Source organism: Shewanella gaetbuli (assembly GCF_023284065.1).
Taxonomy (GTDB): Bacteria; Pseudomonadota; Gammaproteobacteria; order Enterobacterales; family Shewanellaceae; genus Shewanella; species Shewanella gaetbuli.
This window is the reverse complement of sequence record NZ_JAKIKP010000005.1, coordinates 240759-255345: the sequence shown is the minus strand read 5'-3', so window position 1 is coordinate 255345 and position 14587 is coordinate 240759. Positions and strand designations below refer to the sequence as shown.

Here is a 14587-nt window from a genome sequence, read left to right as displayed (position 1 = left end):
ATCCACAATGATCCACTTTTTCCCACAAATGCTAAGTTTAGGGATACAACACAAGGGTTGTCAAGGGAAGTCACAATATATTAAATCCAGCAGCCAAGCGGGTTACGACGCAATTTCAAACCGAGATACAAAAAGCACAGATCGGGCTTATTTTACTGGCGAGATTTTCGAGTTAATGAATGAAACCAGAGACATATCGATGGATATTTCAACAGTTATGATCACTTTTTAAGGACAATTACAAGATAGGATTACGCCAATTTACGCACCATTTAGCGGAAATTAAGGTGAATTTTTAAGCCGAAATTGATCGTTGGCATCATAAAATTTAACCTGAATTTCTGTTCATATTCTAACAAGCGCTCGATTAAACCGTTCGTTTTAGTTTTTTATCGTAAATAGACATAAATTAATTTTGGTTAAATTTTCATCGACATTGGCCGATATAAGTTAAACAATGATATTTAGAATTGCGAAAGTGAAATGTAAGCCAAACATAGGAGATAACAATATGAGTTTAGATAGCATTTATGCCATGTTGAATAAACCTGTGCAGGCCGTTAACCCCAAAAAACGAAATGTTGCGCCTGTGACAACCACAAGCAATATTGCAGCGGACTCTCATGAAGAGCATACCGCATTTGAAACGACTCAATCAAAAAATAGCAAAACAGATATAAAGCAAAAATCAAAATCAGATTACCAGCTGGGTAGCGGTGATTACGTTACCGATGACGATGCGCCCATTACAGATAACTCCGCACCCAAGAAACACATTGATGTTGAAATTTAATACGCTATCCATTACGACACACTTGCTTAACGGCATCTAACCAACCTTGATACAAGTGTTGACGTGTTACTGCTGACATCGTTGATTCAAACACTTTATCTGTTTTCAAAATACGATGCAGCTCATCAGTTGACTGCCATACACCAACCGCTAATCCAGCTAAAAATGCGGCACCCATTGCGGTTGTTTCAACCACTTTAGGCCTTAACACACTCACGTTAGTAATATCAGCCTGAAACTGCATTAAAAAGTTATTAGCCACAGCTCCGCCATCAACTCTAATTTGTTTTAAGGTGATTTGAGAGTCTTGGCACATAGCGTCAATAAGATCTCTAGATTGATAAGCAATCGATTCAAGAGCCGCACGAATAATATGATGACGATTCGCGCCTCGTGTTAATCCCACTAAGGCTCCTCGAGCATCCGCATTCCAATAAGGCGCACCCAGCCCGACAAATGCAGGCACTAAATAGACATCATTAGTGTTATCAACTTTATTGGCATAAAGCTCGGTATCTTGCGCATGTTGAATTAACCCTAATTCGTCCCTTAACCATTGAATTATCGCTCCCCCCATAAATACTGAGCCTTCTAGGGCGTAACAAGATTGACCATTTTCCCCTAAAGCCAGCGTGGTCAGCAATCCGTGAGTGGACTCTACAGCTTCATTACCAGTGTTCATCAATAAAAAGCACCCAGTACCATAGGTATTTTTTATCATGCCTGCTTGTAAACACAGTTGGCCAAAAAGTGCAGATTGCTGATCGCCTGCCATTCCCGCCACAGGAATTTTTGTACCGACTAGCTCTGTCTCACCATAAACAGCACAAGATGGTTTGACATCAGGCAACATGGATTTGGGGATAGTAAATAGCTCGAGTAATTCGTCATCCCATTGATGTGAATGAATGTTATACAACATGGTACGCGAAGCATTGGTTGGCTCAGTGACATGCACTTGACCTTGGGTCAGCTTCCATACTAACCAAGTATCGATGGTGCCGAATAACAAATCACCTGCTTCAGCTTGCTCACGGGCATTTTCAACATTATCTAACAGCCATTTTACTTTTGACGCCGAAAAATAAGGGTCGAGAACCAAGCCAGTTTTCTGTTGAATAACCTGTTCTTTGCCAGACGCTTTTAATTGCTGACAAATTTTTTGGCTACGACGGCACTGCCATACAATGGCATTATAAATGGGTTTACCAGTATGCTTATTCCAAACAACCGTAGTTTCACGCTGATTGGTTATACCTACTGCAGCAACGTCATGCCTGCTAATACCCGCTCGCGATAATACCTCAATTAGTGAAGAAGATTGTGAAGACCATATTTCCATTGGGTCGTGTTCAACCCAGCCCGCTTGTGGATAATGTTGGCTAAATTCACGTTGAGATACTGCCACAACATCAGCTTGATGATTAAACACTATGGCACGAGAACTGGTTGTTCCTTGATCTAAAGCCACAATATATTGTTTCGGATTCATGGTTTGTTGTACTCACATAATGAAGGGGGGCAACCACCGGTATTTAGTCACAGTCATGTGATTTGTAATACCAAACTGCGGCAATCTTTTGTTTTTTAAATTGATACACTCCGATACTACACTGCGACATCCACTGATCGCCTTTTTGCCAAGACACTTGCTCAACCGTACTAATAAATTGCCCACTCGAAATAGCGTTAATCACCCTAGAGTGCGCTCGGTTGGCGTCAGTGAAATAATCTTGCATAGAGCGTATTAACTGTTTTTTTGAGTCCGTTTGGTGACTCATTTCTGTTTTAGCCACATCAAACCACACAACATCATTAGTCACAAAAGTCCCCATTTTATCTGGGTCACGTTGATTAAAGGCCTCAACAAAAGCATTAACGATTGACAATTTTTCATCAGCATGAGCAGCCCCAACTGCAAAGCACCCCGTCAATATACACAGTAAACTACTGACTAACAGACGCATCATATTCCCCCTTTTTAAGACTAATTATTAGTACTTTTAGTCATAGTGTAGAGTAATGTGGGCATGTAAAACTAATAGCCGTTACAAATATCAACAATTTTCCACGAGATTATTTAACTTTTTTATGTAAATAATCACTTGGTGAACAGTACTAACTAAAAAATTCAGCAACATTTTTTAGTTAAACCCTATAACAAAATACCCTTTGTGTGGAAACCGCTATGGAAAAAATACTCCAAAATATCTCCATCCAAAAAGTGATTAAAATGTTCGACTTAGTATCAGATGTTGTCTTTTGGATTAAAGATGATGAGGGCAGAATCGTCTTTTGTAACGACGCTTATGCTAAAAGTGTCGGAATGCGTTCATTCTCTGATGTGGTAGGAAAAACGGATGTCGATTTATTTCCCGCTTATATCGCAAAAAACTTTATTCTCGATGATAAAAAAGTCCTCAAGGGTGAGGTTATTCTAAATCGACTAGAAATTAACTCTAGCTACAGTGGTGACCCCAAATGGGTATTAACCTCAAAAAGGCCTCTCCGAAATGAAAACGACTGTATTATTGGCACTTATGGCGTAGCGCGAAATGTTCAAGAAACAGTTAAAAACCTCACTGGAGTTGATGTCTTACATAAACCGATTACTCATATTCATCAACACTTCGCAAGCGACATCAGTATTACCGACCTTGCGAATGCTTCTCATCTCTCTGTCAGTGCACTTGAAAGACGTTTTAAAAAGTACTTACAAAAAACCCCAAAACAATTTATTCGTGAAGTACGCCTAGAAAAAGCACGCAAGTTACTCGTTGAATCACAAGCACAAATTTCTGATATTGCGCAAAATTGTGGTTTTACTAGCCATAGTTATTTCAGCCAACATTTTAAAAGCATGTTTGGCGAATTACCGGCTCAGTACCGTCAAAAGATGAGAAAAGAGATACAGAAAAACAAGCAATGATGCATTTAATCATCTTTTTACAAACCAAAACAAAAAAGCATTAAGCAAATGATTTATAATAACAAATAAGCAAAAACTGAGTAAGCCAACATAAAAACCACTGTACATTTTTTATCAACAACGCTTAATTCGTTGCATTTGTAACCGATTTTAAGATAGCCAAAAAATACCCAATAATCTGATAATCAATCTGAAGCTAATTAAAGCATCTAAGTACAATTATAATTACATAAAAGGAACTTAATTATGCGAGAGATAAGATTACAGCCAACAAGAAAACCTTCACTCGTTTTCAAAGCATCACTCATTAGCTGTGCCATTTGGGGAGCACTTGCTAATCCTGCTTACGCAGAAAATGTTGAACAAGATGATCAAATTGAGGTTATCCAAGTTAGAGGTATCTACTCAAGTACCGCCAAAAACCTATTGCTAAAACGCACATCTAATTCAGTTGTTGATGCTATTACCGCTGAAGATGTGGGTAAATTTCCAGATAAAAACGTTGCAGATTCTTTGCAACGTGTTTCAGGAGTGCTCATTGACCGTGACGGAGGCGAAGGAAGTCGAGTAAGTATCCGTGGTACGTCTCCAGATTGGACATTAACCCAACTTAATGGCAACTATATCGCCTCATCTGGTTCGGGTTCACCAGAGCGTAGTTTTAATTATGCATTATTACCTTCAAACATGATCAGCAGCGTTGAAGTATATAAAAGTGCTGAAGCCAGAATTGATGAAGGTGGTATTGGCGGTACGGTAATCTTACATACCCGCAAGCCTTTAGAAATGGATGCTAACTCAGGGGTTCTCAGTGCTGAAGCGACCTATGCTGATGTAACTGAAAAAACAGAACCACAGTTCAATGCGCTTTATGCGTGGAAAAATGAACAAGAAACTTTTGGTGTTTTAGCCGGATATACTCGCCAAGACCGCACTGTAAACACCATCAGAAATGATGCCTCTCATTGGCGTTTCCACTCAGATACGGTTGAGGGTGCAGAACGTCCAGCCCTTGTCGATCAAGCTACTGGTGAAGTTTATAACAATGTTTGGGCTCCACGTGCCATGCATGTTAATAATAACCTTCAAAATAGAACCCGTGATGGCTACCAATTTGCAGCACAATGGTTGCCAACCGAAAACCTAGAATTAAACCTAAATTACTTTGGCTCAAAACTTGGATATGACGAGTCAGGACAAAGTATTACTTTCGCAGAGTGGAACGACAATCATAATCCATACTACGGCATCGTTCTAGATGGCGATACAGTTGTGGCATACGGTAATGCTGATAACGGATTACTCAATGACAATAACTGGGGTGACAGTGACGTCAATAATGGGGTGCCTGTTCGTCGAGGGCTATTATCTCCACAATTAACCGGTCGTGAAAAAGAAGGTGAGTCAACATCGAACACCTACGATTTTGAAGCGATTTATCAAGGCGACAGCTATAGCTTGGCACTGAAACTAGGTAGAACAGAAGCCGAAGGCGGCACTGGCCGTGAAACCTACGCCAATATTGACGCACGCCAAGGCTCAGTTAACAGCTGGCACTGGTCAATTGAAGATGGCAAACCTAATTATGATGTGTCAACGGATCTAGCTAAAGATAAGCAAGCATATCAATACTATGACTGGTTTAGTTCATATTCATCAGAAAATTTGGACAGTGAAAACTACGCCCAAGTTGACTATGAGTTAGAGCTAGATTCTGGTTTTTTCACCACATTATATGCCGGTGTTAAGTTTAGAGATCATGAGATTGAAGGCTTAAGAAATGAATTCCGTTGGGATGATGGCATTGCTGACAATGGCGGATACCGTGGTTGGTTACCAGGTGACTGGTGGTTCCATAACCCAGACTATCACCCAGATGCAGCAGATTTAGTCAGCGACCATGTTGTTGACAACGGTGCAGGTAATACTGGGGCATTTAACTTCTTGGCCTTTGACTTTGCCGCATTAGACTCTTATTTAAGAAAAAATTTCACTCAAACTGTGGTGCCAACATTATCAGGCACCTATCGTCTAGAGGAACAAATTTGGTCTGCTTATGCGCAATCAAATTTCCAATGGGAAGATCTGCGAGGCAATATAGGTGTTAGGTATGTAAATACTGATCTTAGCACCATCACTTATGATGACATTGTTGGTCAAAATGACGATGACTTAACCCCTAATACACGTTCTAGTGATAATGGAGAGTTTTTACCTAGCTTAAACATCGCTTGGGATGCCACTGAAGACCTCGTTGTTCGTTTTGCAGCAGCCAGAACAATGGCTCGAGTGAGTTACTCAGATTTAAGCCAAGCTGAGTCTTATGGCCCACCAGTCAATATTAATAACCCAGATTCATGGACTGGCCGTGGAACAGGTACTTCTGCCAATACGGGTTTAGAGTCAATGTTGTCAGATCAATTTGATTTAGGCTTTGAATGGTATTACAGCGATGGGTCAGCGTTAGGCGCAACCTTATTCACTAAAGATATTTCTAATCTACCTATTTCAAGTGTTGAAATTGTTGAGCGTGAGCATTCATGTTGTAACGGCCCTATTGAAGTAGAAATGAATACTAAAGTCGGTGGTGGTGAAGCCAGTTCAGATGGTATCGAACTATTTTTCCAGCATTCATTTGAAAGCGGGTTTGGTATTTTAGGTAACTATACATTTACCGAAACCAGCACCAGTTCTGTATCAACGAATGGTGTAGAAACTAAGGCTGAGATTCCTGGTACTGCAAAGCACCAATATAACTTATCGGCCTACTTTGAAAATGATGACTTTAGCGTTCGCGCTTCCTATAACTGGAAAGATGATCGCGCTAATGGTATTCACCAAGGTTACAACTTGTACACCAAAGACTACGGACAAGTAGATATTAATGCGGGATACAACTTCACTGACAGCATCTCCATCACTGCTGCTGTCGTAAATTTAACTAAGGAAGTAGAAGAAGGTTACTGGAAACAAGAGAATCGCTTTACCTATAACTCATACAGTGGAAGACGTTTCTATCTAGGCATGAATTATATTTTCTAGGGTTCCCCCCAGTGCAGAATGCCTGGGTAATAGATTGTTTATTACTCAGGCATTACTGCATTTTAATCAAAAAATATAATGCACACATATAAACCAAACTAAATAAAAAACTAAATAAAAAACTAAATAAAAAGGTTAATTATGAATAAGAATAAAATGCTTTTATTGAGGTCTATTTTACTTATCCCTTTACTCAGTATTTCTTCAACCTCATTTGCACAAGATAACCTCCTTAGCGAAACAGAGCGTCAAGCAGGATGGTCACTACTATTTAACGGTAAAGATATGTCTCAGTGGCGTAGCTTTAAACAACAAGACGTCAACCCACAGTGGCAGGTAAAAAATGGTGCCATGGTATTAACCGCTAAAGGCGGTGGTGACTTGATTAGCAAACAATGTTACAAAAACTTCGACCTAATGCTTGAATGGAAAATATCCTTGGCTGGTAACAGCGGCATTTTCATCATGGCTGATGAAGCCGGTGATTATATCTACTCTCATGCGCCTGAAGTTCAAATTATTGATAACGAGCGCCACTCAGACACTGAAATCGACTCACATCTTTCTGGTTCAATTTACGACTTAATAGCCTCTCCTGCAGATTCACACAAACCTGCAGGACAATGGAATCAAGCCCGTATTAAACTGGTTAATAACCAACTTAATGTATGGCAAAACAATGTATTAACCACTGATATCCTAATTAACAGCCCTGAGTGGAAGCAACTTGTTCAGCAAAGTAAATTTAAAAACTGGAAAGGATTCTCCACCAATGAAGGCTGTCAAATTGGCCTACAAGATCATGGTGATGAAGTAGCATTTAAAAATATAAAAATCAAAGCATTATAAAACATGCAAGCTATTTTATAGGAGTAGTACCCAATGAAAGATTTTGATTATGATGCCATTGTAGTTGGCTCAGGTGCAGGTGGTGCAATGGCAGCCTACACCTTAACCAAAGAAGGCAAAAAAGTATTAATGTTAGAAGCGGGTCGTGATTATGACCCAAAAACTGAATCACCTATGTTCAAAACCAATGCTGAAGCACCATTATTGGGTGCGGGGAATGTAGACAAAGACTTTGGTTTTTATGATGCGACTGTAGACGGCGGCTGGACCGTCCCTGATGAGCCATACACCACCGGCGAAGACAGTGATTTTTTATGGTGGCGTGCACGTATGTTAGGTGGGCGCACTAATCACTGGGGTCGCTATTCTCTGCGTTTTAGCGAACATGACTTTAAAGGAAAAAGTCGTGATGGATTAGGGGCTGACTGGCCATTTGAATATAAAGATATTGCTCCTTGGTATGATAAAACCGAAGAGCTTGTTGGTATTTGTGGCACAAACACCGGTCTGCCTGATATGCCTGACTCTGCCGAAGGTGTATTACAGCCGCCACCGGTAGCTCGAGTCCCTGAGTTATTAGTTCAGGCTGCAGCTAAAAAGCATGGAATTCCAGTGGTTCCTATGCACCGAGCAGTATTAACTCGTCCAAAAGATGATCGCCAAGCCTGTTTTTATGCCACACCTTGTGGTCATGGTTGTTCTATTGGAGCGGCATTCCAAACCACCACATCACTTATTCCAATGGCGAAAAAGACAGGTCGTTTACAAGTGATTACCAACGCGATGGTTAAATCTGTCGATGTTGATAACAACGGCCAAGTGAATGGCGTCACTTATATTGATAAAAAAACAGCCAAAGCAGTTAGTTTACCCGCAAGAGTCGTTATTCTAGCAGCAAGTGCCTGTGAGTCGGCTCGTGTATTATTAAACTCTAAAAGTAAACACCACCCTAACGGATTAGCAAATTCAAGCGGTCAAGTGGGTAGAAATATTATGGATTCTACTGGTGCAGGTTTAGGTGCGCATATTCCAGCATTAGAAAATCGACCAAGGTATAACGAAGACGGCCACACCGGGAATCATCTGTTCATTCCGTGGTGGGGACATGAAATGCAAGAACGCGGTGAGTTAGACTTCCCACGAGGCTATCATTTCGAGCTGGGCACAGGTTTTGGCCAGCCGGGTTCAGGCGTCGGCGGTAATATTCAAGGTTACGGTAAATTTGCTAAAGACCAAGTGAAGAAAGACTACGGCACAGGGGTTTATTTCGCACTACGAGGTGAAATGCTGCCTAATGAACATTGCTACATGGAAATTGATGAAAACGTCAAAGATAAATGGGGTATTCCCGTTGTTAAGTTTCATTGGAAATGGTCAGAACACGAACTAAATCAAGTGGCTCATGGTTTGAAAACAGCAAAAATGTTGTTAGAAACGATGGGAGCCAAGGTGCAAGACCCGCTACCAACTCCAGAGCAAGCTATTGCTAAAGGTGGTCAAATCATCCACGAAATTGGTACAACACGTATGGGCGCTGATCCTAAAGATTCAGTGACCAATCAATACAGCCAAACGTGGGATTGTCCAAATCTGTTTGTTATGGACGGTGGTGTGTTTGCTTCTAACCCTCATAAAAACTGTACTCTCACCATCATGACATTAGCCATGCGAAACTCAACCTGGTTAGCGCAAGAAATGACTAAGGGGAATATTTGATATGTCGACAGAAAACATGAACAGCTATCATTCAAACATGAGCCGACGTGAGTCATTAAAATTACTGGGCACATTGTCAGCGATGACAATTATCCCTATGGTGACAGGTTGTAGTTTAACCAGTAAATCCACTAAAGGTCATTGGCCAACATTAAACTTAGCCCCAATAACGGCTAAAGGCTATGGTAAAGATCCTAATTTAATTATTCCTCCAAGCTCACCTTGGCCGAAAACATTAACTGCGTCACAGTTAAATTTGGTCGCGGTTTTAGCGGATATTATTGTCCCAGAAGAAAATGGTTTTCCAGCGGCGTCTCAAGTCAATGTCCCTGATGTTGTGGATGAATGGGTCAGTGCCCCTTATAGTCGCCAACAGAATGATAGAGTCGTCATTCTTTCGACATTAATTTGGATTGATGATGAAGCGAAGCTAAGATTCAATAAAGAATTCGTACAGCTATCAAATAAGCAACAACTCGCCATTATGGATGACATTGCCTACCGAGCTCCAGATTTAGCTGAAGAATTTGTTCAAATTGCAGAAGCATTTGCGTTATTCAGAGGACTCGTTTTAGCCGCTTACTTCTGTAGCCCAGCAGGAATGAAAGATATTGGATATATGGGTAACGTCCCCATTGTAGGTGACTACCCAGGGCCAACACCTGAAGCAAAAGATCATTTAGATAAAGTGCTTAAAGAATTAGGTTTAGAAGCATAAGCCAAATGTAATCACAAACAAAAAGCCACGTTAATCACGTGGCTTTTGTGCGTTATAACGGCGAAAACATGACTATTGCTCAGGCCATAACCAAGCCGCCCCTCTCACCCCTGATGATGCACCAAAAACATTTTTAACAATCTGGGTAGAACACTCTTTACCTAATACGTATTGAGGGAGGCACTGAGGAAGGGCATCATAAATCCTATCCACCTGAGATAAGCCTCCTCCCAACACAATAATGTCTGGGTCAATAGTATTAATCACCTGTGCAAGCCCTCGAGACAATCTATCAATAAATCGGTCAAATGCCTGTATTGCCGTTGAGTCTCCCTGCTCGACTAGAGCGATAATGTCTTCACATCCTTTAGCGTTGCCGCCTAAAGCATGAAAATCTCTTAAAAAGCCCGTACCAGATACAAAAGTCTCAATACAATGTTCTGCTCCACAAAAACAGCGAGTATCATGTTTATCTGCATCAGTTAACCAAGGTAGTGGGTTATGTCCCCATTCAGCCGCAATACCATTTCGGCCATTATGAACCTGACCATTAAAAACAACACCACCACCACATCCCGTGCCCAAAATAGCGCCAAAAACCACAGAATAACCACGGGCAGCACCATCAGTGGCTTCTGAAACGGCAAAACAATTAGCATCATTGGTTATTCGAACCGATCGCTTTAGCCTGTTCTCTAAATCATGTGTGAGCATTTTACCGTTAAGACAAGTCGTATTAGAGTTTTTGACCTTTTGAGTGACTGACGACACTATCCCTGGAATACCAATTCCAACAGTCCCAGTCTGTTGTGTTATTTGTTCAGCATCTTCAATCAGTCCAACAATTGCATTGACAATTTCTGGGTATGTTTTAGGGGTAACCACACGTTTTCGATGTAATTCTAATCCTTGTTGAGACAAGGCTACCGCCTCAATTTTTGTGCCACCTAAGTCAATGCCAATCCGCATATTTCACTCCATATATCCACTTATGATGCTGATATTATATGAATCTACTTTGTGATTTATAGAGCCTACCGAGTAGACAAAAACAACACCAAAAAACCTAAACGACTGAAATTAAAGAAATATAACAATAAAACATTTTTAACCTAAGAGTGATAACGCTGAAAATGTGGCATTAATTGCCGCTTTAATGATACCGATCTTTGTCGGCAATGTTATGTTAACAACTCAAGGTTTATCAATGAGCAATTAACGACTTAAATAGGATCTTATGAATACGTTAAAATTTGGATTATTAGGGGCAATTTTATTCGCATCCCCAACATTGTTTGCTAGTGAATCCCTAACCGCTCAGCTTGAGACTCCTATACCTGGAATACAACTTTATAGTTTGCGTAACGAGATTAAACACAATACCGACCAAGCCTTTGAGCATATCCATCAGTGGGGAATAACTCACGTTGAGGGTGGGCGAGATTTAAATGGTTTAACTATTGATGAGTATCGTGATTATTTAGACAAACATTCACTGAAGTTAGTCAGTGTCGATACTAGCTATACAGAAATCAGGGATAACCCGATTGCCGCAGTGTATAAAGCGCGTTTCTTCGGCTCAAAGTTTGCGACGTTCTATTGGATACCTCACGGTGAAGAAGGCGAATTCACCATCGACGAAGCAAAAGCGGCGGTCGAGGTATTAAACTCTGCAGGAAAGCTATTAAAAAAACACGGAATTACCTTACAATATCATCTCCACGGTTATGAGTTTTCTCCCTATAACAATGGCACGGTATTCGATTATATGGTGCAAAACACTCATTTTGCACAATTCCAAATGGATGTTTTCTGGATTGCCCACGCCAATGTTGACCCGTTAGCATTGCTAAAGAAATATCCTGGTAGATTTAGTTCGTTCCATTTAAAAGATAGAGTGGCTAATACCCCCAAATTGGCTAATGGTTTGGCAGATCCTGAGTTAAATGTTGTATTAGGGCAAGGGGATATTGCAATAGAAGATATTGTAAAAGAAGCCAAAAAGCAGGGCGTAAACGATTTCTTTTTAGAGGATGAGTCCTCTCGTTCAATGACCCAATTACCGCAAAGCTTACAATACTACCTCAGCTTATAATTAACATCGTCGCCTCAGCCCCTATTCAACCCTATCTTACGGGGCTTCGAGGCATCACAACCACGATAACCTTCTTACGCTAACGCTGAAAATGTTATATTTTCCACCGAAATCTATGTATTGACACCATTCCCTGCGCTTTATACTGAATTTATAGGCAAATTTTTAGGTATGAAGCAGTCAATGTTAAAAAATAAAAAAGTAAAAATGGGCATGGTCGGCGGAGGAAAAGGCGCTTTTATTGGTGTTATTCATCGAGCGGCCGCCGCTTTAGATAGCCAAATTGAGCTTGTGGCAGGGGCTTTTAGTTCTAATCATCAAAACTGTATCGACACAGGTGAGTCTTTGGGGGTTTCACCTCAAAGATGTTATCCCACGTATCAAGCAATGTTTGCCGCCGAGGCTGAACTACCTGCCGATCAAAGAATGGATTTTGTGGTGATTGTTACGCCTAATTTTTTGCATTTCCCCGTGGCAAAATGTGCATTAGAACACGGATTCCACGTGCTATCTGATAAACCTGCAACAATGAATCTACCCGAAGCATTATTGCTTGAAGACATCGTAAAACAGCACAATCGCTTATATGGCCTCACACACACCTATACCGGCTACCCGCTTGTCAAAGAAGCTTGCTACCGAGTACAGCAAGGTGAGCTTGGTGACATTGTTAAAGTCATAGTTGAGTATTCGCAAGGCTGGTTAGGCAGTGCTGATGACGAGTCTTCAAAACAAGCCAGTTGGCGTTTAGACCCAGCAAAGTCAGGCTCGAGTTGCTGTATGGGAGATATTGGTGTCCACGCAGCCAATTTAGCCGAATACATTAGTAACCTGCACATTACCGAGGTTTGTGCTGACTTAAATACCTTAGTCAATGGACGCACTTTAGACGATGACGGCACCGTTTTGCTGAAGTTTGATAATGGTGCTAAAGGGGTTTTACTCGCTAGCCAAGTCGCTATTGGCGAAGAAAACAATCTTTCAATTCGTATTTACGGCACCAAAGCCTCATTCGAATGGCGTCAACAAGAGCCCAATAGCCTCTATAAAAAATACCAAAATCAACCCATGCAAGTTATTCGCACCGGAGTCGCAAACCTATCACCAGAAGTGAATAGTTTACTTCGTACTCCCGCGGGCCACCCAGAAGGTTATATTGAAGCGTTTGCCAATATTTATCTGCAATTCATAGAGCAAGTTCGTCATTTTAATTCAGAAACTCATCATCATAGCCAGTCTGTCCCAGGCATTACAGAAGCCGTTAGAGGCATGGCATTTATCGATTCGGTTGTGGCTGCAAGCAAGCAATCTAACAAGTGGTATCCGATGCTTAATCAAGCGGCAGATAAGGAGTAAGCAGTATGAAACAAATCAAAGGACCCGCCATTTTCTTAGCGCAGTTTATTGAAGATCATGCGCCATTTAATAACTTAAATGACATCTGTAAATGGGCAGCTGAATTAGGCTTTAAAGCCATCCAGCTTCCCACCGGAGATGAGCGTTTTTTCGACCTGACTCAAGGCGCTCATAGCCAAGACTATTGTGATAATGTTTTGGCAACGGTCAGAAAGCACGGCTTAGAAATTAGTGAGCTATCAACACACTTGCAAGGCCAGCTTGTTGCCGTAAACCCTGCTTATAATGAGATGTTTGACGGATTTGCTCCAGTTTCTGTACGGGGCAATCCTGAAGCGAGACAAGCCTGGGCGATAGAGCAATTGAAGCTTGCCGCAAAAGCTAGCGCTCGTTTAGGGCTGAAGGCGCATGCCACTTTTTCAGGTTCGCTCCTATGGCATACCGTCTACCCTTGGCCACAAAGACCTTCTGGGTTAGTAGAACAAGGGTTTGAAGAACTCGCCGCTCTCTGGAAGCCAATTTTAGATGAATTCGATGCTGCTGGCGTTGATGTTTGTTATGAACTTCATCCCGGCGAAGATTTGCATGATGGGGTAACTTTTGATCGTTTTTTAAAGGCTGTTGACTATCACCCAAGAGCAAACATATTGTATGACCCGAGTCACTTTGTACTTCAACAGCTTGATTATTTAGCTTTTATTGATATTTACCATCATAGAATTAAGGCATTTCACGTTAAGGATGCTGAGTTTGTCATGTCCGGTCGTGCCGGTGTTTACGGCGGATACGAGTCATGGATAAATAGACCTGGCCGTTTCCGTTCGCTAGGTGATGGACAAATTGACTTTAAAGCCATATTTACCAAACTCACTGCCTATGGATTTGATGGATGGGCCGTTATGGAGTGGGAGTGCTGTATAAAGCATCCACAGGATGGTGCAGCTGAAGGCGCTAGATTTATTCAACAGCATTTAATTCGTCCAACAGACAAAGCATTTGATGACTTTGCAGCCGTTGAAACGAACACAGAACTGAATAACAGAGTGTTAGGGTTAAATATACGCTAACCCATAAAGCTTAATTAGCTCA

The 14587-nt window shown here is 41.2% G+C and carries 12 protein-coding genes; 9 read left to right on the top strand and 3 right to left on the bottom strand.

Features of this window, described 5'->3' with window-relative positions; all coding sequences use genetic code 11:
- Positions 1 to 511: 511 nt before the first annotated feature.
- A complete protein-coding gene (locus L2672_RS09340) occupies positions 512 to 793 on the top strand; it encodes a hypothetical protein (protein WP_248995574.1) in 282 nt (93 codons plus the stop codon).
- A 4-nt stretch (positions 794 to 797) separates the two neighbouring features.
- Here L2672_RS09340 and glpK read toward each other — a convergent pair whose 3' ends face one another.
- Complete coding sequence (gene glpK / locus L2672_RS09335) at positions 798 to 2285, bottom strand: glycerol kinase GlpK (protein WP_248995573.1); 1488 nt, start codon at positions 2283 to 2285, stop codon at positions 798 to 800.
- Between the two features lie 43 nt (positions 2286 to 2328).
- Positions 2329 to 2763 carry a nuclear transport factor 2 family protein gene (locus tag L2672_RS09330; RefSeq protein ID WP_248995572.1) on the bottom strand — a complete coding sequence of 145 codons (435 nt, stop codon included), beginning with the start codon at positions 2761 to 2763 and terminating at the stop codon, positions 2329 to 2331.
- A gap of 218 nt (positions 2764 to 2981) precedes the next feature.
- Between L2672_RS09330 and L2672_RS09325 the strand changes: the two genes are divergently transcribed.
- The 5 genes from L2672_RS09325 to L2672_RS09305 all read left to right on the top strand — a co-directional run bounded on the left by L2672_RS09325 (position 2982) and on the right by L2672_RS09305 (position 10047).
- A complete protein-coding gene (locus L2672_RS09325) occupies positions 2982 to 3722 on the top strand; it encodes a helix-turn-helix domain-containing protein (protein ID WP_248995571.1) in 741 nt (246 codons plus the stop codon).
- Between the two features lie 246 nt (positions 3723 to 3968).
- Positions 3969 to 6764 (top strand): TonB-dependent receptor, encoded by a 2796-nt coding sequence (locus L2672_RS09320; RefSeq protein ID WP_248995570.1) that lies wholly within the window; start codon positions 3969 to 3971, stop codon positions 6762 to 6764.
- Positions 6765 to 6905: 141 nt separating this feature from the next.
- Positions 6906 to 7613 (top strand): 3-keto-disaccharide hydrolase, encoded by a 708-nt coding sequence (locus L2672_RS09315; protein ID WP_248995569.1) that lies wholly within the window; start codon positions 6906 to 6908, stop codon positions 7611 to 7613.
- 33 nt (positions 7614 to 7646) lie between these two features.
- A complete protein-coding gene (locus L2672_RS09310) occupies positions 7647 to 9329 on the top strand; it encodes a GMC family oxidoreductase (RefSeq protein ID WP_248995568.1) in 1683 nt (560 codons plus the stop codon).
- A 1-nt stretch (position 9330) separates the two neighbouring features.
- Positions 9331 to 10047, top strand: coding sequence for a gluconate 2-dehydrogenase subunit 3 family protein (locus L2672_RS09305; RefSeq protein WP_248995567.1), 717 nt, complete (start codon positions 9331 to 9333; stop codon positions 10045 to 10047).
- 72 nt (positions 10048 to 10119) lie between these two features.
- Here L2672_RS09305 and mak read toward each other — a convergent pair whose 3' ends face one another.
- Positions 10120 to 11016 carry a fructokinase gene (mak, locus tag L2672_RS09300; protein WP_248995566.1) on the bottom strand — a complete coding sequence of 299 codons (897 nt, stop codon included), beginning with the start codon at positions 11014 to 11016 and terminating at the stop codon, positions 10120 to 10122.
- Between the two features lie 268 nt (positions 11017 to 11284).
- On the opposite strand from mak, the gene L2672_RS09295 reads away from it, so the two are divergent.
- The 3 genes from L2672_RS09295 (at position 11285) to L2672_RS09285 (ending at position 14565) form a co-directional block, all read left to right on the top strand.
- Positions 11285 to 12142, top strand: coding sequence for a sugar phosphate isomerase/epimerase family protein (locus L2672_RS09295; protein ID WP_248995565.1), 858 nt, complete (start codon positions 11285 to 11287; stop codon positions 12140 to 12142).
- Positions 12143 to 12325: 183 nt separating this feature from the next.
- Positions 12326 to 13498 carry a Gfo/Idh/MocA family protein gene (locus L2672_RS09290; RefSeq protein ID WP_248995564.1) on the top strand — a complete coding sequence of 391 codons (1173 nt, stop codon included), beginning with the start codon at positions 12326 to 12328 and terminating at the stop codon, positions 13496 to 13498.
- 5 nt (positions 13499 to 13503) lie between these two features.
- Entirely contained in the window at positions 13504 to 14565 is a 1062-nt protein-coding gene (locus tag L2672_RS09285) for a sugar phosphate isomerase/epimerase family protein (protein ID WP_248995563.1), read from the top strand.
- Positions 14566 to 14587: the final 22 nt, after the last annotated feature.